Source organism: Sphingomonas sp. DC4900 (assembly GCF_049896485.1).
Lineage (GTDB): Bacteria > Pseudomonadota > Alphaproteobacteria > Sphingomonadales > Sphingomonadaceae > Sphingomonas > Sphingomonas aquatilis.
Genome location: NZ_JAFCUK010000015.1, coordinates 23,010 through 47,869 on the forward strand (window position 1 = coordinate 23,010; position 24,860 = coordinate 47,869).

At 67.2% G+C, this 24,860-nt stretch carries 26 protein-coding genes; 11 read left to right on the forward strand and 15 right to left on the reverse strand.

The features are described from left to right. Positions 1–8: 8 nt before the first annotated feature. Entirely contained in the window at positions 9–470 is a 462-nt protein-coding gene (locus ACP690_RS14920) for an NUDIX domain-containing protein (protein WP_426261491.1), read from the reverse strand. Positions 471–561: 91 nt separating this feature from the next. Between ACP690_RS14920 and dcd the strand changes: the two genes are divergently transcribed. Continuing rightward, a complete protein-coding gene (gene dcd / locus ACP690_RS14925; protein ID WP_017979400.1) occupies positions 562–1,116 on the forward strand; it encodes a dCTP deaminase in 555 nt (184 codons plus the stop codon). A 50-nt stretch (positions 1,117–1,166) separates the two neighbouring features. Here dcd and ACP690_RS14930 read toward each other — a convergent pair whose 3' ends face one another. The 8 genes from ACP690_RS14930 to ACP690_RS14965 form a co-directional block, all read right to left on the reverse strand. After that, positions 1,167–1,514 carry a tetratricopeptide repeat protein gene (locus ACP690_RS14930; RefSeq protein ID WP_426261490.1) on the reverse strand — a complete coding sequence of 116 codons (348 nt, stop codon included), beginning with the start codon at positions 1,512–1,514 and terminating at the stop codon, positions 1,167–1,169. A gap of 88 nt (positions 1,515–1,602) precedes the next feature. After that, positions 1,603–2,181 (reverse strand): hypothetical protein, encoded by a 579-nt coding sequence (locus tag ACP690_RS14935; RefSeq protein WP_426261489.1) that lies wholly within the window; start codon positions 2,179–2,181, stop codon positions 1,603–1,605. After that, complete coding sequence (locus ACP690_RS14940) at positions 2,178–2,381, reverse strand: hypothetical protein (protein ID WP_017979403.1); 204 nt, start codon at positions 2,379–2,381, stop codon at positions 2,178–2,180. The genes ACP690_RS14935 and ACP690_RS14940 overlap by 4 nt, the downstream gene beginning before the upstream one ends. A gap of 78 nt (positions 2,382–2,459) precedes the next feature. Beyond that, positions 2,460–2,672: a cold-shock protein gene (locus tag ACP690_RS14945; protein ID WP_017979404.1), complete on the reverse strand. Its 213-nt coding sequence runs from the start codon at positions 2,670–2,672 to the stop codon at positions 2,460–2,462. Positions 2,673–3,577: 905 nt separating this feature from the next. Further along, a complete protein-coding gene (locus ACP690_RS14950; RefSeq protein ID WP_024310303.1) occupies positions 3,578–4,006 on the reverse strand; it encodes an ExbD/TolR family protein in 429 nt (142 codons plus the stop codon). Positions 4,007–4,036: 30 nt separating this feature from the next. After that, positions 4,037–4,513, reverse strand: coding sequence for an ExbD/TolR family protein (locus tag ACP690_RS14955; RefSeq protein ID WP_024310304.1), 477 nt, complete (start codon positions 4,511–4,513; stop codon positions 4,037–4,039). Between the two features lie 124 nt (positions 4,514–4,637). Next, on the reverse strand, positions 4,638–5,429 hold the full coding sequence (locus ACP690_RS14960) for a MotA/TolQ/ExbB proton channel family protein (protein WP_017979407.1): 792 nt from the start codon (positions 5,427–5,429) through the stop codon (positions 4,638–4,640). Positions 5,430–5,515: 86 nt separating this feature from the next. After that, positions 5,516–6,190 (reverse strand): energy transducer TonB, encoded by a 675-nt coding sequence (locus ACP690_RS14965; protein WP_017979408.1) that lies wholly within the window; start codon positions 6,188–6,190, stop codon positions 5,516–5,518. Positions 6,191–6,491: 301 nt separating this feature from the next. Between ACP690_RS14965 and ACP690_RS14970 the strand changes: the two genes are divergently transcribed. Continuing rightward, positions 6,492–7,301, forward strand: coding sequence for a hypothetical protein (locus ACP690_RS14970; protein WP_147036371.1), 810 nt, complete (start codon positions 6,492–6,494; stop codon positions 7,299–7,301). Positions 7,302–7,319: 18 nt separating this feature from the next. On the opposite strand, the gene ACP690_RS14975 is transcribed toward ACP690_RS14970, so the two are convergent. Continuing rightward, complete coding sequence (locus tag ACP690_RS14975; RefSeq protein WP_017979410.1) at positions 7,320–7,691, reverse strand: dihydroneopterin aldolase; 372 nt, start codon at positions 7,689–7,691, stop codon at positions 7,320–7,322. A gap of 131 nt (positions 7,692–7,822) precedes the next feature. Between ACP690_RS14975 and ACP690_RS14980 the strand changes: the two genes are divergently transcribed. Genes ACP690_RS14980 through ACP690_RS14995 form a run of 4 tightly spaced genes read left to right on the forward strand, consistent with a single transcriptional unit; the run spans position 7,823 to position 10,743 of the window. Continuing rightward, on the forward strand, positions 7,823–8,347 hold the full coding sequence (locus ACP690_RS14980; protein ID WP_426261488.1) for a GNAT family N-acetyltransferase: 525 nt from the start codon (positions 7,823–7,825) through the stop codon (positions 8,345–8,347). 40 nt (positions 8,348–8,387) lie between these two features. Next, positions 8,388–8,951, forward strand: coding sequence for a DUF1285 domain-containing protein (locus ACP690_RS14985; protein WP_426261487.1), 564 nt, complete (start codon positions 8,388–8,390; stop codon positions 8,949–8,951). Then, positions 8,948–9,538 (forward strand): CoA pyrophosphatase, encoded by a 591-nt coding sequence (locus tag ACP690_RS14990; RefSeq protein ID WP_426261486.1) that lies wholly within the window; start codon positions 8,948–8,950, stop codon positions 9,536–9,538. Before ACP690_RS14985 ends, ACP690_RS14990 begins: the two co-directional genes overlap by 4 nt. Continuing rightward, positions 9,529–10,743, forward strand: a complete 1,215-nt coding sequence (locus tag ACP690_RS14995) for a CCA tRNA nucleotidyltransferase (protein WP_426261485.1) — start codon at positions 9,529–9,531, stop codon at positions 10,741–10,743. The genes ACP690_RS14990 and ACP690_RS14995 overlap by 10 nt, the downstream gene beginning before the upstream one ends. Here the strand turns inward: ACP690_RS14995 and ACP690_RS15000 are convergent. The 3 genes from ACP690_RS15000 to parC form a co-directional block, all read right to left on the reverse strand. Next, a complete protein-coding gene (locus ACP690_RS15000; RefSeq protein WP_426261484.1) occupies positions 10,659–12,353 on the reverse strand; it encodes a putative bifunctional diguanylate cyclase/phosphodiesterase in 1,695 nt (564 codons plus the stop codon). The genes ACP690_RS14995 and ACP690_RS15000 overlap by 85 nt on opposite strands. A 96-nt stretch (positions 12,354–12,449) precedes the next feature. Next, the gene (locus ACP690_RS15005; RefSeq protein ID WP_426261483.1) at positions 12,450–15,569 is read right to left on the reverse strand and encodes a TonB-dependent receptor domain-containing protein; all 3,120 of its coding nucleotides are present in this window, start codon (positions 15,567–15,569) and stop codon (positions 12,450–12,452) included. A 363-nt stretch (positions 15,570–15,932) separates the two neighbouring features. After that, positions 15,933–18,185, reverse strand: coding sequence for a DNA topoisomerase IV subunit A (gene parC, locus ACP690_RS15010; RefSeq protein ID WP_043060652.1), 2,253 nt, complete (start codon positions 18,183–18,185; stop codon positions 15,933–15,935). Positions 18,186–18,275: 90 nt separating this feature from the next. On the opposite strand from parC, the gene ACP690_RS15015 reads away from it, so the two are divergent. Further along, positions 18,276–19,121, forward strand: a complete 846-nt coding sequence (locus ACP690_RS15015; protein WP_426261482.1) for an alpha/beta hydrolase — start codon at positions 18,276–18,278, stop codon at positions 19,119–19,121. Continuing rightward, positions 19,118–20,332, forward strand: coding sequence for a kynureninase (gene kynU / locus ACP690_RS15020; protein ID WP_426261481.1), 1,215 nt, complete (start codon positions 19,118–19,120; stop codon positions 20,330–20,332). The genes ACP690_RS15015 and kynU overlap by 4 nt, the downstream gene beginning before the upstream one ends. Before the next feature lie 5 nt (positions 20,333–20,337). On the opposite strand, the gene ACP690_RS15025 is transcribed toward kynU, so the two are convergent. Both ACP690_RS15025 and ACP690_RS15030 read right to left on the reverse strand, forming a co-directional pair. Beyond that, positions 20,338–22,077 carry a chloride channel protein gene (locus tag ACP690_RS15025; protein WP_426261480.1) on the reverse strand — a complete coding sequence of 580 codons (1,740 nt, stop codon included), beginning with the start codon at positions 22,075–22,077 and terminating at the stop codon, positions 20,338–20,340. Beyond that, entirely contained in the window at positions 22,077–22,787 is a 711-nt protein-coding gene (locus ACP690_RS15030) for a DUF2490 domain-containing protein (RefSeq protein WP_426261479.1), read from the reverse strand. Before ACP690_RS15030 ends, ACP690_RS15025 begins: the two co-directional genes overlap by 1 nt. Positions 22,788–22,888: 101 nt before the next feature. Between ACP690_RS15030 and ACP690_RS15035 the strand changes: the two genes are divergently transcribed. From ACP690_RS15035 to purS, 3 genes are all read left to right on the forward strand, one after another. Then, a complete protein-coding gene (locus ACP690_RS15035; protein WP_426261478.1) occupies positions 22,889–23,728 on the forward strand; it encodes a hypothetical protein in 840 nt (279 codons plus the stop codon). A gap of 117 nt (positions 23,729–23,845) precedes the next feature. Beyond that, positions 23,846–24,625 (forward strand): phosphoribosylaminoimidazolesuccinocarboxamide synthase, encoded by a 780-nt coding sequence (gene purC / locus ACP690_RS15040; protein ID WP_043060658.1) that lies wholly within the window; start codon positions 23,846–23,848, stop codon positions 24,623–24,625. A gap of 3 nt (positions 24,626–24,628) precedes the next feature. Beyond that, on the forward strand, positions 24,629–24,859 hold the full coding sequence (purS, locus tag ACP690_RS15045; RefSeq protein ID WP_426261477.1) for a phosphoribosylformylglycinamidine synthase subunit PurS: 231 nt from the start codon (positions 24,629–24,631) through the stop codon (positions 24,857–24,859). Position 24,860: the final 1 nt, after the last annotated feature.

Here is a 24,860-nt window from a genome sequence, read left to right on the forward strand (position 1 = left end):
CAGCATCGCTACCACCGTCCATCGGATACGCTGCGGCCCAGCAGCTCGTCCACCCGCCGCCGCGTTGCGGGAGACGCCGCCGCGGGCAAGGCATCGGGTAGGAAGAAGCACGCCTCGGCGAGTTCGACGCCGTCGATCTGTGGCGTGTCGGTGGTCGTGCCACGGACGAGCCATACCGTATCGCGCCGTCCCTCGGCGCGTGCTTCCCATCGTCCCACGACCTCGGCCGCATCCAGCCGGCATCCGGTTTCTTCCATCAGCTCGCGCAACGCCGCCGCGATTGGCGCCTCACCGCGCCCGATGCCGCCGCCCGGCAGCATCCACAGATCGGACCGGCCATAGCGATGCCGCACCAGCATCACCCGGCCCGACCCGTCGAACGCCATCACCTTCACCCCGCGCGTCCGCCACCCGACCAGCGCCATCGCGCGGCGACGCAGGCGATAGGCGAGATCGATCAGCGGACGCATCCCGTATGTTCTATCGGTTCGCGCGGGCGTCCGAAAGCTTGCCCTTGCCCGCCGAACCGGCGATGACGCGCGGGTTCAAGGGGAGCCGTTCATGTCCATCCTGTCCGACCGCTGGATTCGCGAGGCCGCGCAGACGCAGGCGATGATCGAGCCCTTCGTCGAAAGCCAGCGCCGCGACGGCTGCATCAGCTATGGCCTCTCGTCCTATGGCTATGACGCGCGCGTGGCGGACGAATTCAAGATCTTCACCAACGTCGACAGCGCGGTGGTGGACCCCAAGGACTTTGCGTCGAACAGCTTCGTCGATCGCAAGACCGACGTATGCATTATCCCGCCCAACAGCTTCGCGCTGGCGCGCACCGTCGAATATTTCCGCGTGCCGCGCGACGTGCTCGTCATCTGCCTCGGCAAATCCACCTACGCCCGGTGCGGGATCATCGTGAACGTCACGCCGCTGGAGCCCGGCTGGGAAGGCCATGTCACATTGGAATTCTCCAACACGACACCGCTGCCCGCCAAGATCTACGCCAATGAAGGCGCCTGCCAGTTCCTGTTCCTGAAGGGCAACGAGCCCTGCGAAACCAGCTACGCCGACCGGGCCGGCAAATATATGGGCCAGCGCGGGGTCACACTGCCCCGCCTGTAATCCCCACGGGCCCGCCCCCCAGCCGCCCGGCTGCGGGGCTACCCCGCGGCTCAGCGCGTCGCGAGCGTCGTCGATGTCAGCCGTGACAGGCCTCGCGTCGCCACGTCATGCGACGAGAGAACGGCGCCGTTCGGCATGTCCATCGCCACCGCCGGCCGCTCCAGGACGCCGCGATATAGCGCGCGGGCATCCGCCGTCCGACCGGTGCGCAGATAGGCCGCCGCAAGGTTGAGCATCAGTTCGGGGCGATCCGGAAAAATTCGGCGCTCGGCCTCGATCTGCTTCGCGGCCGTGGCGAAATCGCCGGCCGCGATCGCCTGATAGCCGGTGCGGTCCGCCGCCAGAGCCGGCGTCGCCAGACATGCACCCGCGAGCGTTGCTGCCACCATCACACGCATAGCACCATCTCCTTCCCTGCATGACGTGCAGGTTTCACTTTTATGACACTAACGTGTCACTTCGGAGACAGAGTCGCAAGCGATTTGATCAGCTGTCGGGCGCACCGCTGACGATGCGGTCCCCCAAGCCTGCGTAGAAACCGGCAATATCGTGCAAGTGCAGCGCACTCGGGCGCAATCGCGCGCCGATCGCATAACGGCGCAGGTCCCGCGATCCGGCATCCCGCCACCCCGATGTCAGCCAGCGGGCCTGCGGTACATCCCCGCAGCCCACCCGTCCCGCGTCATGAAACAGGCACAGGCGCGACCGTTCGAGGGCGCGCAGTCGCCGCTGAGCCGGGCGTACGTCCCACCCATCCGTTTCGTAAACGGCGATGCGGGTTGCGGTATCGGGCTTCAACGTCAGCAGCCGCGGCCGTGGGGCGAGGCATGAGACGTCCAGCAAGACACCCAGAAACCTGTCGAGCTCGCGCAGACAATTGCCCACGTAACGGGCGCGGACCACCGCCTGTGGCCCCTCCACCATGGGATCGGCCCAGGGCGCGAGTCCCGCGATATGGCGCGCGCCCTGCCGCAGCGTCGCATGGGCAAGCGCGACCGACGTTTCCGGAAGGTCGGGATGACGGGGCGTTAAGCGTGCGGCGACAGCCGACGCTCGGCCCGTCACGACAGGCTGGTCGGGGGGATCGCTTCGCGTGCCAGCCGGTCGGCACGCAGGCGCTCGGTCCGCTCGGCGCGGCTGGCCATCGCATCCCAGCTCGCGGCAGCGCGCTCCGACTGGAGACGGACATTGTCCAGCGTCGCTGCATCGGCGACACCACGCTGGATCATCGCCTGACGGCGGCAGAAGGCGGCATCGTTCGACATGGCTTAACCCCGGACGAGAAACGAGATGCCGACGCCGCCCCTATCGGACGGCGTCGGATCGATGTCAGGCGGCGAGGATCAGTCGACGCTGTGCAAGTTGACCGCGGCCATCTTGCCGCGGCGATCCTCTTCCAAGTCATAGCCGACGCGCTGGTTCTGGGTCAGCGTCGCAAAGCCGGCGCGCTCGACCGCCGAGATATGGACGAACGCATCCGTGCCGCCGCTCTCAGGCGCGATGAAGCCATACCCCTTGTCAGCGTTGAAGAATTTGACGGTGCCGATCGTGCTCATGGGAAATCCCTTCTTTCGTGACAGGCGGAACGCGTGTCGCTGCGCCTGATGCCGGGCTGCAGGGAAAGAGGGAGAAAGGGTCGCAGAGCGCCGATAAACCGTCGATATGCGACTATAGCGAAAGGGATATGGGTGCGGGGTGCTCGTCCTACAAGGGGTGCCGAGACCGGGGGCACGTTTGCCTCTCCATCGGGGACCGGCACGTCGGGCTTCAGAGGCTCTTGCGGCGTTGGGGGCGCCTGCTAGGTAGCGAACGCTCAATAAGGTGCTCTGGCCAAGGCCGGGGGATATTTGGCAAGGCGACAGCTTCTCCGGGCCTGCGCCAACCGTCAGGATGGGCGTACGGACGCCCGTTGCTCGGCCTCAAGCCCGTCGGGTGCCTACGCTCAACAAGAGAGGCTCCTGACGGTCTTCGAAAACCATCGCCGCAGCGCAGATTGGGGTGACGCGCGGCTGTCGCCTAGCGCTTGTCTGGAAATGCCAACCGTGGAGGAGACATCACAACAGCGGCTTCGCGCGGCCCTTCCTGACCGCCCCCCCAGACATATTCAAGCGGCCACCGCACCATGAGAACAACAGTGTCTGGATGTGCGGGCCAGTGAATGCCGGACCAAGTCCGGCATGACGTAGCGGCCCTTTGCAACCGCCTCCACGAAGGCTGGAATAGTGCCCGGCCACGCGTGATCGGCCGACCACTCGCTCAGCATATCCAGCCATCCGTTACAGTGGCTCAGTGGCTCAGCGGCTCAGCGGCTCAGCGGCTCAGCGGCTCGGCGGCTCGGCGGCTCGGCGGCTCGGCGGCTCGGCAATCCCGCACGAGCCGACCGACGCAACCCCCGCCGCCCTGACACAAAAAAAGGCGGCCCCGGATGGGACCGCCCTGTCATCGTACCGTTCGGCGTCGATCAGAAATCGTTGCGATACTGTTCGTTGCCAATGAAGCCGAGCTTCGTAACCGCCGAGCGCTTGATCACCGCCAGCGTCTGGTCGACCTTGTCGTACTTCGCCTGCGGGTCCGGCTGGAAGTGCAATTCCGGCTCCGGATTGATCGCCGCAGCGGTGTCCAGATACTGACGCAGCGTCACCTCGTCGACCGGCTGACCATTCCACGAGACCGTGCCGGCCGCGTCGATGATGATCTTGTTCTTCTGCGGATCGACCGGCGGCTTCTGGTTACGCGGATCGTTGACCGGAAGGTCGACCTTCACCGCGTGCGTCGGGATCGGAAGGGTAATGATGAACATGATGAGGAGCACGAGCATGACGTCGATCAACGGCGTCGTGTTCATGTCCATCATCGGCTCGCCGTCGTCCGAGCCACCACTCATTGCCATGTCAAATACTCCTGGGTCGGGCGGGGCAGATCAGCCACCCGCGGGTGGCGGCTGCGAGATGAAGCCGACCTTGGCGAAGCCTGCCTGCTGCATCGTGTAGATGGTGCCGCCGATGCACTTGTAGGGCGTGTTGACGTCGCCGCGGATATGGACTTCGGGCAGTTCGAGGTTCGGGTTGCCCGCGCCGCCCTGGCGTTCGATCTCCAGCTTCAGCTTGTCGACCGCGCGGGTCAGCAGATCCTTGCTGGTGATCGGCGACGTGCCCCAATAGACGAGGCAGTTGCCGTCCGGGCCGCTCGTCACCGACAGCAGCACGTTTTCGGGCTTCGTCGTCGTCGGATCGAAACGGACCTTGGGCAGAACGATGCCCTTGACCGTCTGGATCGCCACCGGAACGGCGATCAGGAAGATGATGAGGAGCACCAGCATCACGTCCACGAGTGGCGTGGTGTTGATGTCCGACATCGGTTTCTCGGAGGAGCCTCCTCCTCCAGTGCTCATCGCCATGTGCGAGCTATCCTATCCATTCCTTATGGCCGGACGCCATCTGCCGCAGTGGACGAAGCCACGGGCACCGGCGCCGGCGGGTTGCGGGATGCGCCGATGCCGGCACATCCCGCAGCCTCGTCGCTTACGGGCGCGTCTGCACGCCACCGGCCTGGCCGGCGGTCGTGGTCGCGGCAACCGGCTTCACCGGCGCCTTCGAAGCGGCACCTGCGATCGTCGGCTTCACGGCGCCGTTCGAAGCGAGGAAGCCCAGCACGTCGTTCGAGAAGGCCGACAGGTCTTCCGCGATCGACTTGTTGCGGCGCTGCAGCCAGTTGTAGGCGAGCACGGCCGGAACCGCGACGACCAGGCCGAGCGCGGTCATGATGAGCGCCTCACCGACCGGGCCTGCGACCTTGTCGATCGAGGGATCGCCCGACGCGCCGATCTTGATGAGCGCGCGGTAGATGCCGACCACGGTGCCGAACAGACCGATGAACGGTGCGGTCGCGCCGACGGTCGCGAGGAAGGCGAGACCGCCACCCAGCTTCGAGTTGATCGCCGCTTCCGAGCGGGCGAGCGAACCGTGCAGCCAGTCGTGCGCTTCGACCGGATCGGTCAGCTTGGCGTGCTGGTCCTGCGCCTGCAGGCCATCGTCGACGAGCTGCTTGTAGGCCGAGTTCTTCTCGAGCTTGGCCGCGCCTTCACGCAGGTTGCTCGACTGCCAGAAGCCCTGACGGACGCGCTTCGCCTGGTTCATGATCTTCTGCTGCTCGAACAGCTTCGAGAACAGGATGTAGAAGGAGACGATCGACATCAGCACGAGGATCGTGAAGACCGACTGCGAGATGAGGCCGCCTTCCTTCAGAGCGGCCTGCAGACCGAACTGGTTTTCGGCTGCCGCGGTGCCGCCGGCCGCGAGAATGGTGGTGAGCATTTGGGTTAAATCCTTGTCAAACGGTGTAGAAGTTCGGGGAGGATCCGCCCGTCGTCCGGCCTATTCCGGATAACGGGCGGGCCGCATCATTCCTTCGGGATCTTCCAGACCACGCGCCGGGTCTGCGTCGTGGCGATCGGGTTACCGCTGGCGTCCTGCGCCGGGGTATAGCGTCCCCGCCGCGTGATCGCCGCACAGGCTGCACGATCGAGAGCCGACGAGCCGCTGGACGAGGTCGTCCGGCAATTCTCCACCCGGCCAGCGGTGCTGATCGTCCAGGCGATCACGCTGGTGCCCTCTTCGTTGTTGCGAAGCGAGCTGGGCGGATAGTCGTCGTTCGTGATCCACGCCGACGGGTCACCCTTCGCACCCGCAGCCTTGCTGACGACCGGCGGAGCCGGCGGCGCAGGGGGAGCAGGCGGGGCCGGCGGCGCTGCGATCGGCGTCAGATTGACGGCCGGCGGCGGCGTCGTGACCGTCTGGATCACCACGGGCGGCGGATTCGGATTCTGCACGATCGGCGGCGGCGACACCACGGGTGGCGGCGTCATCGGCGTATCGGGCGGAGGGGGCGGCGGTTCGTCCGGCGGCGGGGGCGGCGGCTCCTCGACGTCGAACGTATTAAGCTTTTCTTGGGCCTTCTTCACGTATTGGTACGCGAGCCCGGTGACGAAGGCATAGCCCAGCGCCGCATGGATGAGCACGACGATGAAAATCGCGACCATCTTGCCACCGGACATCTTCTGGTCAGCATAGGCCATTCAGCAACGACACTCCCTAATCTCGTGGTCCTCGCGGCGCCTGGGGGAAGGACACGCGTAGGCCACTGCCCCGGCTGCGCCGGATATGGCAGTGCCGTCAGTCCTATCGCCCCGTTCCCCGCCGCGCAAACGCTTTGTCGGACGCAACAAACGTACAATCGCTTCGCGACAGAATTATTTCTGTATCGTTCAGGCGCGCTGGGCTAGCGCTACCGCCATGATCAGCGCCTTTCACCGTCGGCCGGCCATCCTGCTCGCCTGCCTCGCCTCGGCCGTATCCAGCCCCCTTATTGCCGCACAAATGCCGCAGAATTCCGCGGTTTCGGCCACAAGCGCCTCACCCGGCATCGGCGCGCAAGCCGCGCCGCCCTATGCCGACATCGCCGATTTGGTGATCGCGTCGCCGATCATCGCGGACGCCACGATCCGCTCGGCCCTGAAGCTGAAGGGCGCCGATTCGGCTGGCGTCGCGCCGGGCATGACACGCTATTATGTCGAGGCCGATCTGGTCGCGCTGGTGCGCGGCGCGGGCGGATTGCCACCGCGAATCGGCTATCTGCTTGATGTCGCGCCCGATTCGGCAGGTCGTCAGCCAAAGCTCAAGAAACTGCGCGTCCTGCTGTTCGGGCGGAGCGTGCCGGGCACGCCGAATCAGATCCAGCTCGTCGCGCCCGATGCGCAGATTCCTTGGTCCCCGACCGAAGACCAGCGCGTCCGCGCGATCGCGCAGAGCCTCGTCGCCGCCGATGCCCCGCCCGTCGTCACCGGCATCGGCAACGCCTTCCACGTACCCGGCGCGCTGCCCGGCGAAGGCGAGACGCAGGTGTTCCTGACCACTGCGAACGGTGCGCCCGTCTCGCTGACGGTGCTCCGCCGGCCCGGCGAGCAGCCGCGCTGGGCGGTCGCGCTGTCGGAGATCGTCGACGAGGCCGCTGCACCGCCGGCACGCGATACGTTGCTCTGGTATCGTCTGGCCTGCGCCCTGCCCGCTGCGCTACCCGATCGCAGCACCGCCTCGCTCGATCCCGCCAATGCGGAGCTTGCGCGGCAGGACTATCGTTTCGTCTTGGAACAGCTCGGTCCCTGCGGCCGGACGCGCACGCTGCGCTGATCCGGCCCGCGCCGCCGTTTACCGACGGTGACGGACCAGCGTGACCCCGATCGATTCGCCAGCTTCGGCAATGGCGAGCTTTACGATCTTCACCTCGACGCGCAGCACACGCTCGTCCGCGAGGAACAGCGTCTCGCAGATATGGTCCGCGACCGCCTCGATCAGCGTGAAGTGCAACCCCTCGGGCAGTGCGGTGGTCGCCGCATGCTTCAGATCGAGATAGTTTTTCGACGCTGACAGCGGCGTATCGGGCGCGAAATGATCCGGGCAGCGCAGGTCGACGGTCAGGTCGATGCGCAACGGCTGCGGCAGGTGCGTTTCTTCCGAATAGATGCCGGTGAGCACCTGGACTTCGAGGTCGTGGACCTGCAGCTGAAGACGGTCTTGCATGGGCGGCGCCTCTAGCAAGCCTGCTTGCCGGACGCGAGTGGGGTGCGATCCTTGCGCATTCCGCTTGCCATCCGCCCCCGCGCGCGTCATGCGCGCCGCCGCCCGCTGTCGGACGTGAAGGACCCCTGCCCGTGATCGCTTTCGTGCCGCTGGCTGATATCGATGGCGCCGCCGTCGAGGCGCTGCTCGACCGTGCGTTCGGCACGGACCGTCACGGACGTACCGCGTATAAGGTGCGTGGCGCCGCCGCCGCAGTGCCCGCGCTCAGCGTCGCTGCGGTGGAAGACGGCATGCTGATCGGTTCGATCCAATGCTGGCCCGTCCTGCTGACCGGTGACGACGGCGTCGGTCACCGTCTGACCATGATCGGTCCGGTCGCGGTCGAGCCGGGGCGGCAGCGCGATGGGATCGGCCGCCGCCTCATGACGCAGGCGCTCGACGCGGCGGCGGAGCATGGCCTCGATCGCGCGCTGATGCTGATCGGCGACCCGGAATATTATGCGCGCTTCTTCGGCTTCGACGCATCGCGCACCGCCGGCTGGCGCCTGCCCGGCCCGGTCGAACGCCACCGCCTGCTCGCGCGCGGTGCCGATGTGCCTGCCATCGATGGCATGCTGGGACCGATCACCTCGCCAGCGGCGCACGCAAACGCCTGACCCGCTTTACGTCGCGCCTGCCAGCCCCTACCTCGCCCCCATGCCGATGGAGGAGCTTCCCGATCTCGCCGGTCTCAGCCTAGCCGAGATCGCCACCCTGGTCGAACAACGGCGCCTGCCGCCGGTCGAACAGTGGAACCCCGCGCATTGCGGCGACAGCGAGATGCGCATCGCGCGCGACGGCACCTGGTTTCATCAGGGGTCGCCGATCGGCCGCCAGACGATGGTGCGCCTGTTTTCCACCATCCTGCGCCGCGAAGAGGATGGCCGCTACGTGCTCGTCACGCCGGTCGAGAAGCTCGACATCGCGGTCGAGGACGCCCCCTTCGTCGCGGTCGAGATGAAAGCGGAGGGCAAGGGCCCCGAAAGCCGCCTCGCCTTCCGGCTGAACACCGGCGATCTCGTGAAGGCCGGCCCGGACCATCCGCTGCGCTTCGCCACGAGCGAGGATGGTCCGCGCCCCTACCTCCACGTCCGCGGCGGGCTGGAGGCGCTCGTCGCGCGGCCGGTCTATTACGACCTCGCCGAGCGCGCGCTTGCCGACCCCGAACGCCCTGGCGTGTGGAGCGATGGCGCCTTCTTCCCGCTGGACATGACCGCGTGAGCCTCGCCGCGCGGCTGGCTGCCGCCCTCGATACGCGACGGGCCGCGCAGCCTGCGCTGCTGACGAGCGATGATCGCGAAACGCGCAGCGACGCCGATCTCACGCCCGCCGCGGTCCTGATCGCGGTGACCGACCGCCCCCGCCCCGGCGTGATCCTCACCCAGCGCACCGACACGCTCCGCAATCACGCAGGCCAGGTCGCCTTCCCCGGCGGTCGCCTCGATCCCGGCGAAGATCCGGTGACCGCCGCGCTGCGCGAGGCGGAAGAGGAGGTCGCGCTGCCCCGCGCCCTCGTTCATGTGGTCGGCAGCATCGCGCCCTATCGCACCGTCACCGGCTTTGCCGTCACGCCGGTGCTCGGCGTCGTCCCCGCCGACATACCGCTGGTGCCGAGCGAGGCGGAGGTCGCCAGCGTCTTCGAAGTCCCGCTCGATCATCTGCTCGACCCGGCGCAGCAGGTGGAGGCGAGCGCTGAATGGCGCGGGCAGACGCGGCATTTCTACGAAATCCGCTGGCAGGATCGCCGGATCTGGGGCGCAACCGCAGCGATGCTCGTCAATCTGTCACGGCAACTCGCATGGGCGTGACCCTGAGCCTCGACCGCCTGAGCGCGCGCGAAGGCTTTGCGGCGCTGATCGAGGCGCTTGGCGGTCCGGACCAGACCCGGCTCGTCGGCGGCGTGGTGCGCGATACGCTATTGGGGCTCGACCCTGCCGACGTCGACCTCGCGACGCGCCTGTTGCCCGACGATGTGCTCGCTCGCCTGAAAGCCGCCGGTATCCGCGCCGTCCCCACCGGCATCGCCCATGGCACCGTCACCGCCGTCCTCCCGTCCGGCCCGATCGAGGTGACGACGCTGCGTCATGACGTCAGCACCGACGGACGCCACGCGGTCGTCGCGTTCACGGACGCATGGGACGAGGACGCCGCCCGCCGCGACTTCACGATGAACGCGCTCTACGCCGATCCCGTCACGGGCGCGGTGTACGACTCGGTCGGCGGCCTCGCCGATCTGGAGGAACGGGTGGTGCGCTTCATCGGCGATCCGTATCGCCGCATCGCCGAGGATCATCTGCGCATCCTGCGCTTCTTCCGCTTCCATGCCCGCTTCGGCGACACGCCCGACGCGGAGGGCCTTGCGGCCTGCAGCGCCCGCGCCAACGACCTGATGGCCCTGTCGCGCGAACGGATCGCATCCGAACTGCTCAAGCTGCTCGTCGCGGCGCAGGCGGTGCGCGTCGTCGCGCTCATGATCGACCACGGCATCTTCCGCGCCGTCCTGCCCGAAATCGTCGATGCCACGCCGCTTGCCGAACTGGTGGCGCGCGAGGCGGCGGCTGGCATCGCTCCGGATGCGATCCGCCGGCTGGCAACGCTGATCCCGCCCGCCGCGGCGGAAAGCGTCGGCGCGCGCCTCAAGCTGTCGAACGCCGACCGCAAGCGCCTTTGCGCGGCGACGCAGGGTCCGGGCGACGAGGGACCGCGCGCGCTCGCCTATCGCGTCGGCATGGCGAGCGCGATCGACCGCCTGTTGCTCGCCGGCGAAGACGTGTCGGCGTTGCAGGGGTGGGCACCACCCGCTTTGCCGATCGGTGGCGGCGCGCTGGTGGCGCGGGGGCTGTCGAAAGGACCGCAGGTCGCCGCAGTCTTGCGCGCCATCGAAACGCGCTGGATCGCCGAGGGTTTTCCTCCAGCGGATCGCGTCGATCAGATCGCCGATGCGGCGGTCGAGGATGCCCTCGCCGCCCGGATCGTCGAGAGCGCATCGACGGCCTCGAGCGGGCGCGCGTAAAGATAGCCCTGGCCATAGGTGCAACCCAGCGCCGCGAGTGTCTGCGCCAGATCGTTGCTCTCGATGCCCTCCGCGGTCGTGCGCATGCCGAGCGCCTGCGCCAGGCTGAGCACAGCGCGCACGATCGCGATCTTGTCGCGGTCGGTCAGCATGCCCGTCACGAAGCTGCGGTCGATCTTCAAAATATCGATCGGCAGTTTCTGAAGGTAGGCGAGGTTCGAATAGCCGGTGCCGAAATCGTCCATCGCCAGCGTACACCCCAGCGATTTCAGCGCGTGCATGATCCCCGCGATACGGTCGGGATCGCTGACGATCGCGCTTTCGGTCAGCTCCAGCACGAGGCGGTCGCCCGTCAGATCGTGGCGGATCAGCGCCGCCTCGACGACCGGAGCGATATCGTCGCGCTGCATCTGGATCGCCGACAGGTTGACCGCGAGGCGCATGCCGCACGAGCCGCCGCATTCCTCATCCCACCAGCGCAGCGTGCGCGCCGCTTCCTCGATCGCCCAGCGGCCCAGCGGCACGATCAGCCCCGATTCCTCGGCGACCGGGATGAAGGCCCCCGGATCATGCTCGACGCCGTGCGGATCGCGCCAGCGCGCCAGCGCCTCGAACGAGACGATCGTACCGCTCGACAGGTCGCAGATCGGCTGGAAGGCGAGGCGCAGCTGGCGCTCCTCGATCGCGCGACGCAGCGCGGTCTCCATCGCGAACTGCTCGCGCGCCTGCGTAAAGGCCTGCGTCTGATAGCTTTCGACCTGCAACCCCGATTTCGCGCGCTTCGCGGCGAATTGCGCGTTGCGGATCAGCTCCTCGGCATCCTCGACGCTGTCGTCGGCATGCGCGATGCCGACCGAACATTCGATGCCGATCTCGTAATCGCTCAGGCGGAACGGCGCCGTCAGCACGCGCTGGATGCGCTCGGCGAGCCAGGTCGCCTCCGCCTGATCGTCGTCGATCCCCATCAGGATCCCGAATTCGTCGCCACCGATTCGCGCCAGCACGTCACGCGCGCGCAGCGCCCCCTTGATCCGGCGCGCAACGGTAATGAGCAGCTCATCACCGGCAAGGCCGCCAAGGCACGCATTCAGCCGCCCGAATCGGTCCAGGTCGATGACCAGCACCGCACACCGCCCCTGATCCTTCTGCGCCGTCTCGATCGCATCGCCGAACCCTTCGCGATTGGGCAGGCCGGTCAGGCTGTCCGTGGTCATCTCACGGCGTAGCGAGCGTTCGGTGTGGACCTGTGCGGTCAGGTCGATGAAGGAAATCTGGCAGCGATCTCGCAGCGCCGGCGTCGGCCGTGCGAAGGTCACGCGATAATAACGCGAATCGATCACCTGGCCGATCGACCAGTCGAAATCGGTGCGCATCTCGGTCGACCGAAGGAAGGCGTCGATGCGACTCGCCAGCAGCGCGAGCATCGGCGACCGGTCCGCCACCACGCCCAGTCCCGCGAGTCGGTAGGCCCGATTCATCGAGAGGAAGCCAAAGGCATCGCCCTCGCGCGCCACCTGCACCGCGGGGATCGGGATCAGCTCGAGATCCCGCTCGAGCATCTCCTGCGCGGCGGAAAACGGGGGCACCAGATCGGACGAGGCGGTAGCCATAGTCCCGTCCATAACCGGCGTTCGTTAAAGCGATCTGAAAGTCGGCCAGACGTTTACGCGGCCCCCGCCTGATCAGGCGAGGGCCGCGCAAGCCGTTTACAGGTGGATCGCCGCGCCGAACAGGAACGAGCGTCCCGCCAGCGCGTCATAATAGACGTTCGCCGCCGAAGACCCGCCCGTCGTTGCCGCCGCCGCATAGGGAATATTGCGATCGGTGACGTTGTTGACGTTAATGCGGAAATCGAAGCGCGGCGTGGCGTGGATCACGACGCCCGTGTTCCACATCACATAGCTGCCCACCCCCATCACGTCGCGCGTTCCGGGCTGCTCGGTCGGATCGAACACGGCCGGTCCGGTGTACAGGATCTGGTTGAACCAGGACACGTTGCCGCTGTCGAGCGTCGCGTTCAGGTTGGCCCGGTCGACGAAATTGCCGAGGCCCAGCTGCCCGCGTTCGTTCTGGATACCGCTGTCGGCGCTGATGACGGCATATTGCTTGATGACGTGCTGATAGCTCGCCTGCACCGTCAGCCGGCCGATCGAACCCGGCAGCGTCATCGGATAGGCCAGGGTCGCCTCGATCGCCCGGAACACCAGCGCGCCCTGGTTGACGTACGGCTCCTGCAGCGCGGTCACCTGCCCCAGATTATCCGGACCGGTGCCGCGGGTGATCAGCCCACAGTAGAAGTTGTTCGGATAGCTGGTCGAGTCGTAGCACCCCTTCAGCACCGATGTCGCCGAGGAGGCGGTGATGACGTTGCGCAGGTCGATGCTGATATAATCCGCCGACAGCGTCAGCCCATGCAGGAAAGCGGGATCGAAGACGCCGCCGACGGTCCAGGACGACGACTTTTCGTTCTGCAGGTTGCGGTTGCCGATAATCGTGACCGGCACGGTCGCCGAATTGATCAGCGAGCTGAAGTTCGCCGGAACGCCCGCCGCCGCGCAATTCTTTGCCCGCACCGCCGGATTGGGTCCGGCGCTCACGTTGCTCTGATCGCACGGATCGTAGCCGCCGTCATAGGCAGGCTGGTTCGCCGCGAACAGCTCGGTGATCGACGGTGCCCGGATCGCACGGGTATAATTGCCGCGGATTGCGAAGCCCGCCACCGGCGCCCAGCGTCCGCCCGCCGTCCAGGTGAAGGCACCACCATTGGCCGAATTGTGGACGTAGCGGCCCGCCGCATTCACCTCCAATTCGTGGACCAGCGGGATATGCTGGTTCGGCCCGATCAGCGGCGCGCGCATTTCCCCGAACACCTCGTTGGTGACGTAGCTGCCTTCGACACCCAGGATCGGGATCGAACGACCCAGCGCCTGCGTGTAATAGGCATCCGGCGAGAAGCGCGAATATTCGCGCCGGTTTTCATAGCCTACCGACACGCCCAGATCGCCCCCGGGCAGCGTCGCCAGCGCCCCCGTCAGCGTCGCCAGGAAGTCGCGCTGGCTGGTGATCGATTGCGTCCGTGCCATCGTCGTCACGTAATCGCGGGCGGCCTGCGTCGGCGCTCCGTTACCGAACAAATTGAGCGGTGCGCAGGTCTGCGAGATCGTGCCGTTATATTGCGGCGTGTTGGGCGGCGCCGTGGGATCGTTGGGATCGGGATTGAACGCCGCGCAGACGATATTGCCATTGGCATCGGTGCCCACGTTCAGCGCGCGGCGCAGGTTCGGCTCGACCAGGCTGGGGATCAGCGACGTGCCGCTCGTCCGCCCGTAATTGGCCGAGGCATCCCAGGTCCATTTGTGGCCCAGCGCCTGGAAGTCGCCGGTGAAGCCGCCGACGAAGCGGTACATGTCCTGCTCCAGCCGCGACACGCCGGTGACGAGGTCCGTATTCGCCCGGCCCAGATAGAAGACGTCGTTGTCGCTCGCCGGCAGGCCGTTCGCCAGCAGGTTCTGGACGATGATCGCCTTGGCCTGCGGGTTCAGGAAGGGGTTGCCCACCTTCATGATGTAGTTGCCGTTGATGTCGAACGCGCCCGGTGCCGCCTGGCGGAAGAAGGCGGTGTTATAGACCGGCTGGCCGGCGAGGTTGGTCGCGTTGCTGCGCGAATACCATGCCTCACCATAGGCTTTCACCGAGTCGGTCAGCTGATAATTGAGCAGCGCCGTCGCGTTGAAGCGATTGTCGTTGACGCGCAGGTTGGTGATGTTCGCCATGTCGAGCGCATCGCCGCCGAGGAACGTCGTCGGATCGGTCGTCACCTGCCCGGTGTTGAACGGCACCAGCGTGCCGTCGGGCGCGAAGCGCAGCAGGTTGCCGTTGGCGTCTGTGATGCTGCGCGTCTTCCCCAGCGTACCGCGATCGAGGAAATAGGGATTGCCGCCCGGCTCACCCAGGAAGGTGCGCACGTTCTGCACGAGCACCTTCTGATAGGGCGCATTCGCCAGCGGCTGTGTCGGATTACTCGGATCGAACGGCGTAATGAAGCCCGACTGCTGGGCGATCACGCTGCGCTGGCTGCCAAGCAGGCCGTCGTCGTGGTTATATTCCGCATCGACGGTGATGTTGCCGCGACCACCCGCGAAGTTCTTGCCGACCAGCGCACGGACGCGCTGGTTGCCTAGGTCACCGCGCTGGCTGATCCCCGCCTGCCCGTCGAGGTCGATGCCCTCATAATCATGCTTCAGGATGATGTTGACCGTGCCGGCGATCGCGTCCGAGCCGTAGATGGGGGCGCCGCCGATCGACACGGTGTCGACGCGCTCGATCAGCTTGGTCGGGATCGTATTCAGATCGACCTGCCCGCCGCCGCCCGCCGACGAAAAGACGGTCGAGGCATTGGCACCGACGAAGCGCCGGCCGTTGACCAGCGTCAGCGTGCGCTGCGAGCCCAGGCCGTACAGGTTGACGAAGCTCTGGCCGACGCCGAACCCGTTGCCTTGGTTGCCCAGCGACGAGCTGTCCGGCACCGCAAAGCCCGGCAGCTGATTGATCGCATCGGCGACATTGGCATAGCCGCGATCGTCGAGCAGCTTCGAATCGATGACGTTGGTCGGCTGGGCATTGTCGATCGAGGGGCGCCGAATGCGCGATCCGGTGACGACGATGTCGTCGCTTTTCGCGCCGGAGGACGTCGGCGTCGGCGCCGCCTGCGTAGGCGTGGAGGCGGTGGCATCGATGGTCTGGGCCAGGGCCGGCGTGGCGATCATCGCAGCGGAGATCAGGCACGCCGACAAGCTCGTGGTGGAGAGCAGGGTTTTGGTAAACACGACAGGATCCCTTTTGTTTTCCTGACGCGAGCGCTGTCACAGCGCTGTAACATCACTCAAATTACAAATTTTTCACTAGATGACGAGCAGATTACGTCAGTGTTGCAGTCCATTATTGCACCTGAAAAACCCACCGACTTTCAATGTCTTACCTTGTTAGGATGGAAGTGCTATTTTTAGCACAGTCCTTTTATTTGCCGGCAAGGACAGCAGCGCTTCCGCTGTTCATCGATCATTCAGCGGGATGAGAGGGTTCGACCATCACCTCCGTCATTGCGGGCACGGCGAAGCCATCATAGCCGGACCGGGACGCCCAAGAGGGCGTCGCGCCGCTCGCAATGACGATACTGGGGAACGCCCCCGTCACCCCCCGAAGCGATTGTCGCGGGGGAAGCCGGTCGGCGGTGTCCGCCCCGCGGCACCGCGCGCAGTGCGCCACAGTGACAGGTCGCTCTCCGTCCGGGTGCGTCCCGTATCGCCCCCCATCGGCCAGCTCATGCCCTCGGCGAAGACGAAGGTCGTCGCGTCGGACAAACTGCCTTCGCGGAAGCGCTGGATCTGCACCCCCTGCCCGCGCGTCATCACCGGCAGCTCGGCGATCGGGAAGACCAGGAATTTGCGGTTGTCGCCGATCGCCGCGATGTAATCCGCGTTCGGCACCACCGGCCGCACGACCAACAGTTTCTGCCCGACGCGCGGCGTCATCACCGTCTTGCCTTTGCGGGTCTCTGCGATCACGTCCGCCACCGGCACGCGGAAGCCGCGCCCGTCAGTCGCCGCGATCAGCAATTGCTCCTGCGCGCGCGCATTGAGGAAGGCCGCCACGCCGACCGACCCGTCGAGGTCGATCATCGCGCGCACCGGCTCGCCGAAGCCGCGACCGCCCGGCAATTTGTCGGCCGCCAGCGTGTAGAAGCGCCCATTCTCCGCCGCGAGCAGCAATTTGTCCGTCGTCTGCGCGTGGAAGGCGAAGGCCGGGCCATCGCCTTCCTTGAACTTCAGCGTATCCGACGCGGCAAGGTCGACATGCCCCTTCATCGCGCGAATCCAGCCGCGCTGCGACAGGATGACGGTGATCGGCTCACGCTCGATCATCGCTTCCAGCGGGATGTCACGCGTCGGCGCCGCTTCCTCGATCCCCGTCCGCCGCGCGCCCAGCGCAGTCTCCGGCCCGTAGCGATCGCGGATCTTCTTCAGGTCGCGCTTCATCCGCCGCTTCTGCTTGGCGGGATCGGCGAGCAGTCCTTCCAGCTCGGCCCGCTCCTTGTCGAGCTTGTCGCGCTCGCCGCGGATTTCGAACTCCTCCAGCCGCCGCAAACTGCGCAGCCGCATGTTGAGGATCGCTTCGGCCTGCCGGTCGGTCAGGCTGAATTCCGCGATCATCACCTGTTTCGGTTCGTCCTCGGTGCGGATGATCTCGATCACCCGATCGAGATTGAGATAGGCGATCAGATAGCCATCGAGCAGCTCGATCCGGTCGGCGATCTTGCCGAGGCGATGCCGCGTGCGCCGGTCGAGCACGACGAACTGATGCTCCACCCACGCCTTCAGCGCCCCGCCCAGCGACATGACGCGCGGCGTCCGCTCCTTGTCGAGCACGTTGAGGTTGAGGCTGATCCGCGTTTCGAGGTCCGAAAAGCGGAACAGCCCATCCATCAGCACCTGCGGGTCGACGGTGCGGCTGCGCGGCTCGAGCACGACGCGGATCTCGGCATCCGATTCGTCGCGCACGTCGGCCAGGATCGGGAATTTCTTGTCGTTGATCAGGCCGGCGATCTGTTCGATCAGCTTGCCCTTCTGCACGCCGTAAGGGATTTGGCTGACGACGATCTGCCAGCCGCCGCCCTTTTCGCGCTCGATGTCCCAGCGCGCCCGGACACGGAAACTGCCGCGCCCCGTGGCGTAGCTTTCCGCGATCACCGCCGCCGGATCGACGACGATGCCGCCGGTCGGAAAGTCCGGCCCCTTAACATAGTCGAGCACCGCGGCGTCGGGGCAATCGGGCTTGTCGACCAGCATCATCGCCGCATCCAGCAACTCGGCGGCATTGTGCGGCGGAATGCTCGTCGCCATGCCGACCGCGATCCCGGCTGCACCATTGGCGAGCAGATTGGGGAACAGGCCCGGGAACAGCTCCGGCTCCTGCTCCTCGCCATTATAGGTCGGGCGATAGGCGACGGCGTCCTCGTCCAGCCCATCCATCAGGTCGATCGCGACCTGCGTCAGCCGCGCCTCGGTGTAGCGATACGCCGCGGCATTATCGCCGTCGATGTTCCCGAAATTGCCCTGCCCGTCGACCAACGGATACCGCAGCGCGAAGTCCTGCGCGAGGCGGACCATCGCGTCATAGACCGACTGATCGCCGTGCGGGTGATACTTACCGATCACGTCGCCGACGACGCGCGCGCATTTCTTGTAGCCTTGCGCGGGATCGAGCTTCAGCAGCCGCATCGCCCACAGCAACCGCCGATGCACCGGCTTCAGGCCGTCGCGCACGTCGGGCAGCGAGCGCGCGGTGATCGTCGACAGCGCATAGACGAGGTAGCGGTCCGACAGCGCGGTATCGAAGGGCGCGTCGAGCACGCCCACCGTCGGTTCCTGAAAATCGGTGGCCATATCGGGAACGATAGCAGGGGACGGCCCACGATCCAACCGGATCGGCAGGGCGGGTGGCGCGAAGGCAGGCGATGCGGTAGCGCCCGGTCGATGCCAGCTTCCTACGATGCCGCCCTCACCTGGCCCGACCTGACCAACCGCCCGCGCCAGACGCCTGATGCGACAATCCCTTACGGCCCGGATTCGCTGCAGGTGATCGACCTGTGGCGCCCCGCCGCGGACGGTCCACATCCCGTCGTCCTGATGGTCCATGGCGGCTGCTGGCAGACGGAGATCGCCGACCGCCGCCTGATGGACTGGGTCGCCGCCGACCTGCGCGAGGCGGGCGTCGCGGTGTGGAACATCGACTATCGCGGCGTCGATCGCGAGGGCGGCGGTTATCCCGGCACGTTCCGCGACGTCGCCGCCGCCGCCGACCGGCTGCGCGAGGAGGCGCGGGCCCATGCGCTCGACCTCACCCGCATGATCGCGGTCGGCCATTCGGCGGGCGGGCACCTCGCGCTCTGGCTCGCCGCGCGGCACCGCCTGCCCGCGGACAGCCCGCTCGCCACCGCCGATCCGCTGCCCATCGCACAGGTCGTCAGCCTTGGCGGCCTGCCCGACCTCGCAGCCGTCGCCGCCAGCCCCGATAACGGCTGCGGCACGGACGTCATCGCGCAACTGGTCGGTGACCGGCCCACACCCTTCGCCGATACGTCCATCCCCCCGCTGCTGCCGATCGGCGTGCGGCAGATCCTCGTCAACGGGCGCGAGGACGTGATCGTCCCCTATCGCCTCGCCACCGATTATGTCGCGCAGGCGCACGCCGCCGGCGATCCTGTCGATCTCCATACCATCCCCGACACCGGGCATGTCGCGCTCATCGCCCCCGGCACCGCCGCCTGGGCCGCCACCCGCGCGCTCATCCTCGCCGCCCTCGCAAAGGAACCCGCATGACCCGAGACCAGGCCCGCGCCCTCGACGCCGCCGATCCGCTCGCCCGCTACCGCGACGCCTTCGCGCTGCCGGAGGGCGTGATTTACCTCGACGGCAATTCGCTTGGGGTTCTGCCCCGCGCCGTCACCCCCGCGCTCGCCGACACGGTGCAGCGGCAATGGGGCGAACGCCTGATCCGCAGCTGGAACGAAGGCTGGATCGACGCGCCGCAGCGCCTCGGCGGTTTGATCGCCCCGCTGATTGGTGCGCACCCGCACGAGGTAATCGTCGGCGACACCACCTCCACCCACCTGTTCAAGGCGATCGTCGCCGCCCTGCGCCACGATCCCAAGCGCCGCACCGTGGTGAGCGAAGCCGGCAACTTCCCCACCGACCTCCATATCGCCGAAGGCGCTGTCGGCTGCGTCCCCGGCGCGGAGCTAAAAGTGGTGGCGCGCGACCAGCTTGCCGACGCGCTCGACGACGATACCGCGCTGCTCCTCCTCACCCACGTCCATTACAAGACCGCCGATCGCTTCGACCTCGCCGACTGGACCGCGCGCGCCCATGCCGCTGGCGCGCTCATGCTGTGGGACTTCAGCCACAGCGTCGGCGCTGTCCCGCTCGACGTCACCGCCGCGCATGTCGACCTCGCGGTCGGCTGCACCTACAAATATCTCAACGGCGGTCCGGGCGCCCCGGCCTTCCTCTACGTCGCCGAGCGCCTGCAGGCCGCGCTCGCCAACCCGGTCAGCGGCTGGATGGGCCATGCCGAGCCCTTCGCCTTCCAGGACGCCTACCGCCCGGCCGAGGGGATGCGCCGCTGGCTGGTCGGCACGCCCTCGATCCTCGCCATGGCCAGCCTGGAGGCCGCGCTCAGCCTATGGGCGGACATCGACCAGCAGGCGGTCGCCGCGAAGAGCGCCGCGCTGTTCGACATCCTCCACGCCGCCGGCACCACCGCGGGCCTGGAATGCGTCAGCCCCACCCACCCGGCAGAGCGCGGCAGTCACATCAGCTTCCGCGCGCCCCACGCCTACGAACTGACGCAGGCGCTGATCGCGCGCAGCGTCATCGGCGACTTCCGCGCGCCCGACGTCCTGCGCCTCGGCCTCACCCCGCTCTACCTCAGCCATGAGGACGTGTGGCAGGCGGGCGAGACGATCCGACAGGTCATCGCCGACAAAAGCTGGCGCGATCCCGCTTATGCCATCCGCAACGCGGTGACCTGAACCGTTCAGTCCTCGCCAAACAGCTCGCGCTGCGCCTTGTCGAGCTCCTCGGCATAGCGGCGGCGCACATACGGTTCGGAGAGGATGCCGAGCACCCGCGCCTCCTCGCCCACCACCGCCAGCTCGTCCGCGCCTGCCGCGTCGAACGCCGCCATCACCGCCTTGATATCCGCGTCGGGTGGCAAGGCGAGGTCGCGATGGATCGCGAGGCTCCCGACGGGTGCGTCGACCGCCGCCTCCTCGCCATAGGCGCGCGCGGTCTGCACGATCCCGGCGTAGCGATCGTCGGAATCGGCCAGCACGACGCGGCTGGTCGACCCAAGCGGAAACGCCCGCCGGAACTCGGCGACGCTGATATCGGCCGGCGTCGCCCGCTCTACCCGGCGCATCATCCGCCCCGCGGTCAGCGTCCGCATCCAGCCGACATCGCGCGCGCTCTTGATCGTCTCGCCACGCAAATGCAGTCGCCAGGTCGAGAAGGAATAGCCGAACGTCTCGCGCACGATCGTCGAGGCGACGAGCACCGCGGCCAGGCTCGCCGCGGCGAGCGGGACGTCATGCGTTGCCTCCAGCACCAGCATCGCCATCGTCATCGGCCCGCCCACCACGGCGACGGCGAGCGCCGCCATGCCGACGAGCGCGGCATTCTGCGGATCGACCACCGCCTGTCCCGCCGCGAGCGCCAGCAGCCCGGCAAACAGATGCCCCAGCAGACTGCCGAGGAACAGCGAGGCGAAGAACAACCCGCCGCGAAAGCCGAAGCCCAGCGACACGATCGAGCCTGCGCATTTCATCACGAACACCGCCGCGATGAAGGTCAGCGGCAAACCATATTCCAGGTCGAGGTGGAGCGCGCCATGCCCTGCCGACAGCACCTGCGGCGTCAGCAGCGCGAGCGGGATCAGCAGCACGCCGCCCAGCACCGGCCGCCACGCCGACGGGATCGGCAACCGCCGGGTCAGCGCCTCCATCTCGGCGACGCTGCGCATCAGCGCGACGCCGACCAGCGCGGCGATCGCGCCCAGCCCGGCGTAGATCAGGTAATGATGCGTCGCCACCGCCTCGCCCGCGCTGGCGCTGACCAGATAGGGTTGCGCGCCGAACGCCTGCGCCACGAGCACGCCCGACAGCGAGGCCGCCGCGACCGGCGCAATGGCGGCGGGGGTATAGGCGCCGATCACGATCTCGAACGCATAGAAGGCGCCCGCCAGCGGTGCCCCGAACGCGCCGGCGATCGCGGCGCCCGTCCCCGCACCCACCAGCACGCGCAGGTCGCCACGCCGCAACCGCAGCCGCATGCCCGCGATCGATGCCATCACCGCGCCCAGTTGCGCATAGGCCGCCTCCAGTCCCACCGAGGCGCCGAAGCCGTTGGACAGGATCGTCTGTCCCGAGATGACCAGGCTATCGGTCAACGACATCCGCCCGCCATGCAGCGCATTCGCCTCGACCGCGTCGATCATCCGCCGGTTGCGCGCGCGCGTCATCCAGGAAAAGCCGACGAGCGCTAGGCCGCCCAGCGGCAGCGCCAGCAGCGCGAGCGGCGCCAGATGATCCGCCGCGCTCAGCCGACCGCCGTTCGGCAGCGCGAACAGCCAATGCTGCAACGTCCGCGCGATTGCGCCCTGCACGACGCTGAGCAGCCCGGCGACGCCACCGACCACGACCGCCAGCCCGATCAGCACCGCCTCGCTCGCGCGCGCCCGCCGCCGCACCCAGGACGACACGCTGCGCACCAGCGTCATCAGTCGTTGACGTTCGGAAAGGCGAAGCCGCGCAGATTGATCGTCAGTTGCATCGTCAGCGCATGGTCCATCTGCGCCGGCGCGTTGGTGCGTCCGGGGCGAAACTGGTTGAGATAGCCGACGTCCATACTCATCCGCTTGCCGATCGGCACCACGACGCCGGCGATATTGCGCATGCGTTCATACCCGCTGCGCTGTCCCCAGCCGGTGGAATTGGGCAGGTAGAAGCTTTCGTGGCTGACGAACAGCGCCCAGCCCTTGAGGCGCAGCTTGTGATTGTAGCGCACCAGCGGCCGGATGCGGATGCCGACGCCGGGCCCGCGCGGGTTGAAGCGTTCGTCGACCCGGAACCGCGTCACCACCGGCCCGAACGTGCCCACCACCTGCTGACGGATGCGATCCTCGTTCGCGCCGGTGTTGCCGTTATGCGCCCCCACCTTGCGGTATCCGAAGCCGAGTTCGAGCTGCTTCGTCACTTTCAGCCCCAGCAGCGCCCCGAATTCGGTCTGATAAAATCCAACCTGACGATCGCTGAACCGGGCAATCTGCTCCAGCGTCACGCGCAGATCGTCGGTCAGCGGCACGTTCGTGTTCACCTGCGTCCACAGCTGTCCATCCTGCTGCTGCGCGGCCGCGGGACTGGCGGCGGCCAGGCACGCACAGGCCGTCACGACATACAATGATCGGAAGCGGACGCGCTGCGGCAACATCGGCGGCGCTTAGGCGATGATGGGGCCGATGTCATGACCATCTTGACGGCAAATCCTACCAGGCAGATGGTGTATCGCATCAGAGGGGGAGGATCGCCGCTATGCGCGCATCTGGTACAGCCGTGTGTATCGCCATCGCCATGCTCGCGGGGTGCAGCAAGGCCCCGGACGGCACTGACGCTCCCGCCGCGTCCGACACCGCGGGTGCCCCCGGCATTGCCGTCACCGCAGCGCCGGGTGTCGCATTCAATTATCGCTACGGTTTCCGTTTGCCGCCCCGCGCCATTGCCGCCGTGCAGGAAGCGCATGCCAGCACCTGTGAAAAGCTGGGGATCGCACGCTGCCGCATCACCGGCATGGACTATCGCGTCGTCGGCGAGAACGACATTCGCGGCAGCCTTCGCTTCAAACTCGACCCTGCGATCGCCCGTGCCTTCGGCAAGCGTGGCATCGACATCGTACAGGACGCGAAGGGTACGCTCGTCAGCGCCGAGATTACCGGCACCGACGCCGCCGAAGCGATCGAACGCGCCGGCGGCACCCAGGCCGAAGCCGCCGCGGCGGTCGCCCGCGCGGATGCGGCACTGGCCCGCAGCGGCGCCAGCGCGGAAGAACGCGCCGAGCTGCAACGCCAGCGCGCCGCCGCGGCGACCGCCGCGCGCGATGCCGCCGCGACCGCTGCGGACAATCGCGCCAGCCTCGCCCGCACGCCCATGACCTTCGACTATGAATCGGGTGATGCCGTCCGCGGCTTCGACACCAGCGCGCCGCTTACCAGTGCCCTCGACACGATGGTCGCGTCGGGTCAGGTCACGCTCGCCGTGTTGCTCGGAATCGTTGCGATCTTCGGACCACCGGCGATCGTCTTCGTCATCGGCCTGCTGCTGTGGCGGCGGATGCGCAGGCCCGTCGCGCGCTGGCGGCGGCAGGCGGACGACTGAGGCGTCCCCTCCACGATTGCACCTCCCGCCCCCTTCCCCTATAGGCCCGCCCATTCCGGCCCCGGCGCGCGGCTCACCCGCGCCGCCGGGGCTGCCTACTTTCAGGGGAAGTCGCGCATGGCTCGCCGCCGCCAGATCTACGAGGGCAAGGCCAAGATCCTGTACGAGGGCCCCGAGCCCGGCACGCTGATCCAGTATTTCAAGGACGATGCGACCGCGTTCAACGCCCAGAAAAAGGGCACGATCAGCGGCAAGGGCGTGCTCAACAACCGCATTTCCGAGCATGTCTTCACGCTGCTCGACGCGATCGGCGTGCCGACGCACTTCATCCGCCGCCTCAACATGCGCGAGCAGCTGATCCGTCAGGTCGAGATCGTCCCGATCGAGGTCGTGGTGCGCAACGTAGCCGCGGGCTCGCTGTCGAAGCGCCTCGGGATCGAAGAGGGCACCAAGCTGCCCCGCACGATCATCGAATATTATTACAAGGACGATGCGCTCGGCGATCCGATGATCTCCGACGAACACATCGCCGCCTTCGGCTGGGCCAGCCAGGACGAGATGCACGACATCGCCGATCTCGCGATCCGGGTGAACGACTTCCTGACCGGCCTGTTCGCCGGGATCGGCATCCGCCTGGTCGACTTCAAGCTCGAATTCGGCCGCATCTGGGACAATGACTACGGCCGCATCATCCTGGCGGACGAGATCAGCCCCGATGGTTGCCGCCTGTGGGACATGGAATCGAACGAAAAGCTCGACAAGGATCGCTTCCGCCGCGACCTGGGCGGCGAGGCCGAGGCCTATCAGGAGGTCGCGCGTCGTCTGGGCCTGATGCCCGAAGGCGAAGACAGCGCCGTGCTCGACCTCGATTCCCACCGCAAGCGCCGGGGCAAGTAACCGATGAAACTCCGCATTTTCGTGACCCTCAAGCCCGGTGTTCTCGATCCGCAGGGCCGCGCCATCCATCACGCTCTGGGCAGCCTCGGCTTCGAGGGTGTCGAGGACGTCCGCGCCGGCAAGATGTTCGAACTCGAAGTCGCCGATGCGACGACCGACGAGGCGATCGACGGCATGTGTCGCCAGCTGCTCGCCAACACCGTGATCGAGAACTTCCGGGTGGAGCGCGTTTGAG

Coding starts and splice junctions, on each gene's coding strand:
- ACP690_RS14920 (WP_426261491.1), bottom strand. CDS start 470: ATGCGTCCGCTGATCGATCTCGCCTATCGCCTGCGTCGCCGCGCGATG.
- dcd (WP_017979400.1), top strand. CDS start 562: ATGTCCATCCTGTCCGACCGCTGGATTCGCGAGGCCGCGCAGACGCAG.
- ACP690_RS14930 (WP_426261490.1), bottom strand. CDS start 1,514: ATGCGTGTGATGGTGGCAGCAACGCTCGCGGGTGCATGTCTGGCGACG.
- ACP690_RS14940 (WP_017979403.1), bottom strand. CDS start 2,381: ATGTCGAACGATGCCGCCTTCTGCCGCCGTCAGGCGATGATCCAGCGT.
- ACP690_RS14945 (WP_017979404.1), bottom strand. CDS start 2,672: ATGAGCACGATCGGCACCGTCAAATTCTTCAACGCTGACAAGGGGTAT.
- ACP690_RS14950 (WP_024310303.1), bottom strand. CDS start 4,006: ATGGCAATGAGTGGTGGCTCGGACGACGGCGAGCCGATGATGGACATG.
- ACP690_RS14955 (WP_024310304.1), bottom strand. CDS start 4,513: ATGGCGATGAGCACTGGAGGAGGAGGCTCCTCCGAGAAACCGATGTCG.
- ACP690_RS14960 (WP_017979407.1), bottom strand. CDS start 5,429: ATGCTCACCACCATTCTCGCGGCCGGCGGCACCGCGGCAGCCGAAAAC.
- ACP690_RS14965 (WP_017979408.1), bottom strand. CDS start 6,190: ATGGCCTATGCTGACCAGAAGATGTCCGGTGGCAAGATGGTCGCGATT.
- ACP690_RS14970 (WP_147036371.1), top strand. CDS start 6,492: ATGCCGCAGAATTCCGCGGTTTCGGCCACAAGCGCCTCACCCGGCATC.
- ACP690_RS14975 (WP_017979410.1), bottom strand. CDS start 7,691: ATGCAAGACCGTCTTCAGCTGCAGGTCCACGACCTCGAAGTCCAGGTG.
- ACP690_RS14985 (WP_426261487.1), top strand. CDS start 8,388: ATGCCGATGGAGGAGCTTCCCGATCTCGCCGGTCTCAGCCTAGCCGAG.
- ACP690_RS14995 (WP_426261485.1), top strand. CDS start 9,529: ATGGGCGTGACCCTGAGCCTCGACCGCCTGAGCGCGCGCGAAGGCTTT.
- ACP690_RS15000 (WP_426261484.1), bottom strand. CDS start 12,353: ATGGCTACCGCCTCGTCCGATCTGGTGCCCCCGTTTTCCGCCGCGCAG.
- parC (WP_043060652.1), bottom strand. CDS start 18,185: ATGGCCACCGATTTTCAGGAACCGACGGTGGGCGTGCTCGACGCGCCC.
- ACP690_RS15015 (WP_426261482.1), top strand. CDS start 18,276: ATGCCAGCTTCCTACGATGCCGCCCTCACCTGGCCCGACCTGACCAAC.
- kynU (WP_426261481.1), top strand. CDS start 19,118: ATGACCCGAGACCAGGCCCGCGCCCTCGACGCCGCCGATCCGCTCGCC.
- ACP690_RS15025 (WP_426261480.1), bottom strand. CDS start 22,077: ATGACGCTGGTGCGCAGCGTGTCGTCCTGGGTGCGGCGGCGGGCGCGC.
- ACP690_RS15030 (WP_426261479.1), bottom strand. CDS start 22,787: ATGTTGCCGCAGCGCGTCCGCTTCCGATCATTGTATGTCGTGACGGCC.
- ACP690_RS15035 (WP_426261478.1), top strand. CDS start 22,889: ATGCGCGCATCTGGTACAGCCGTGTGTATCGCCATCGCCATGCTCGCG.
- purC (WP_043060658.1), top strand. CDS start 23,846: ATGGCTCGCCGCCGCCAGATCTACGAGGGCAAGGCCAAGATCCTGTAC.
- purS (WP_426261477.1), top strand. CDS start 24,629: ATGAAACTCCGCATTTTCGTGACCCTCAAGCCCGGTGTTCTCGATCCG.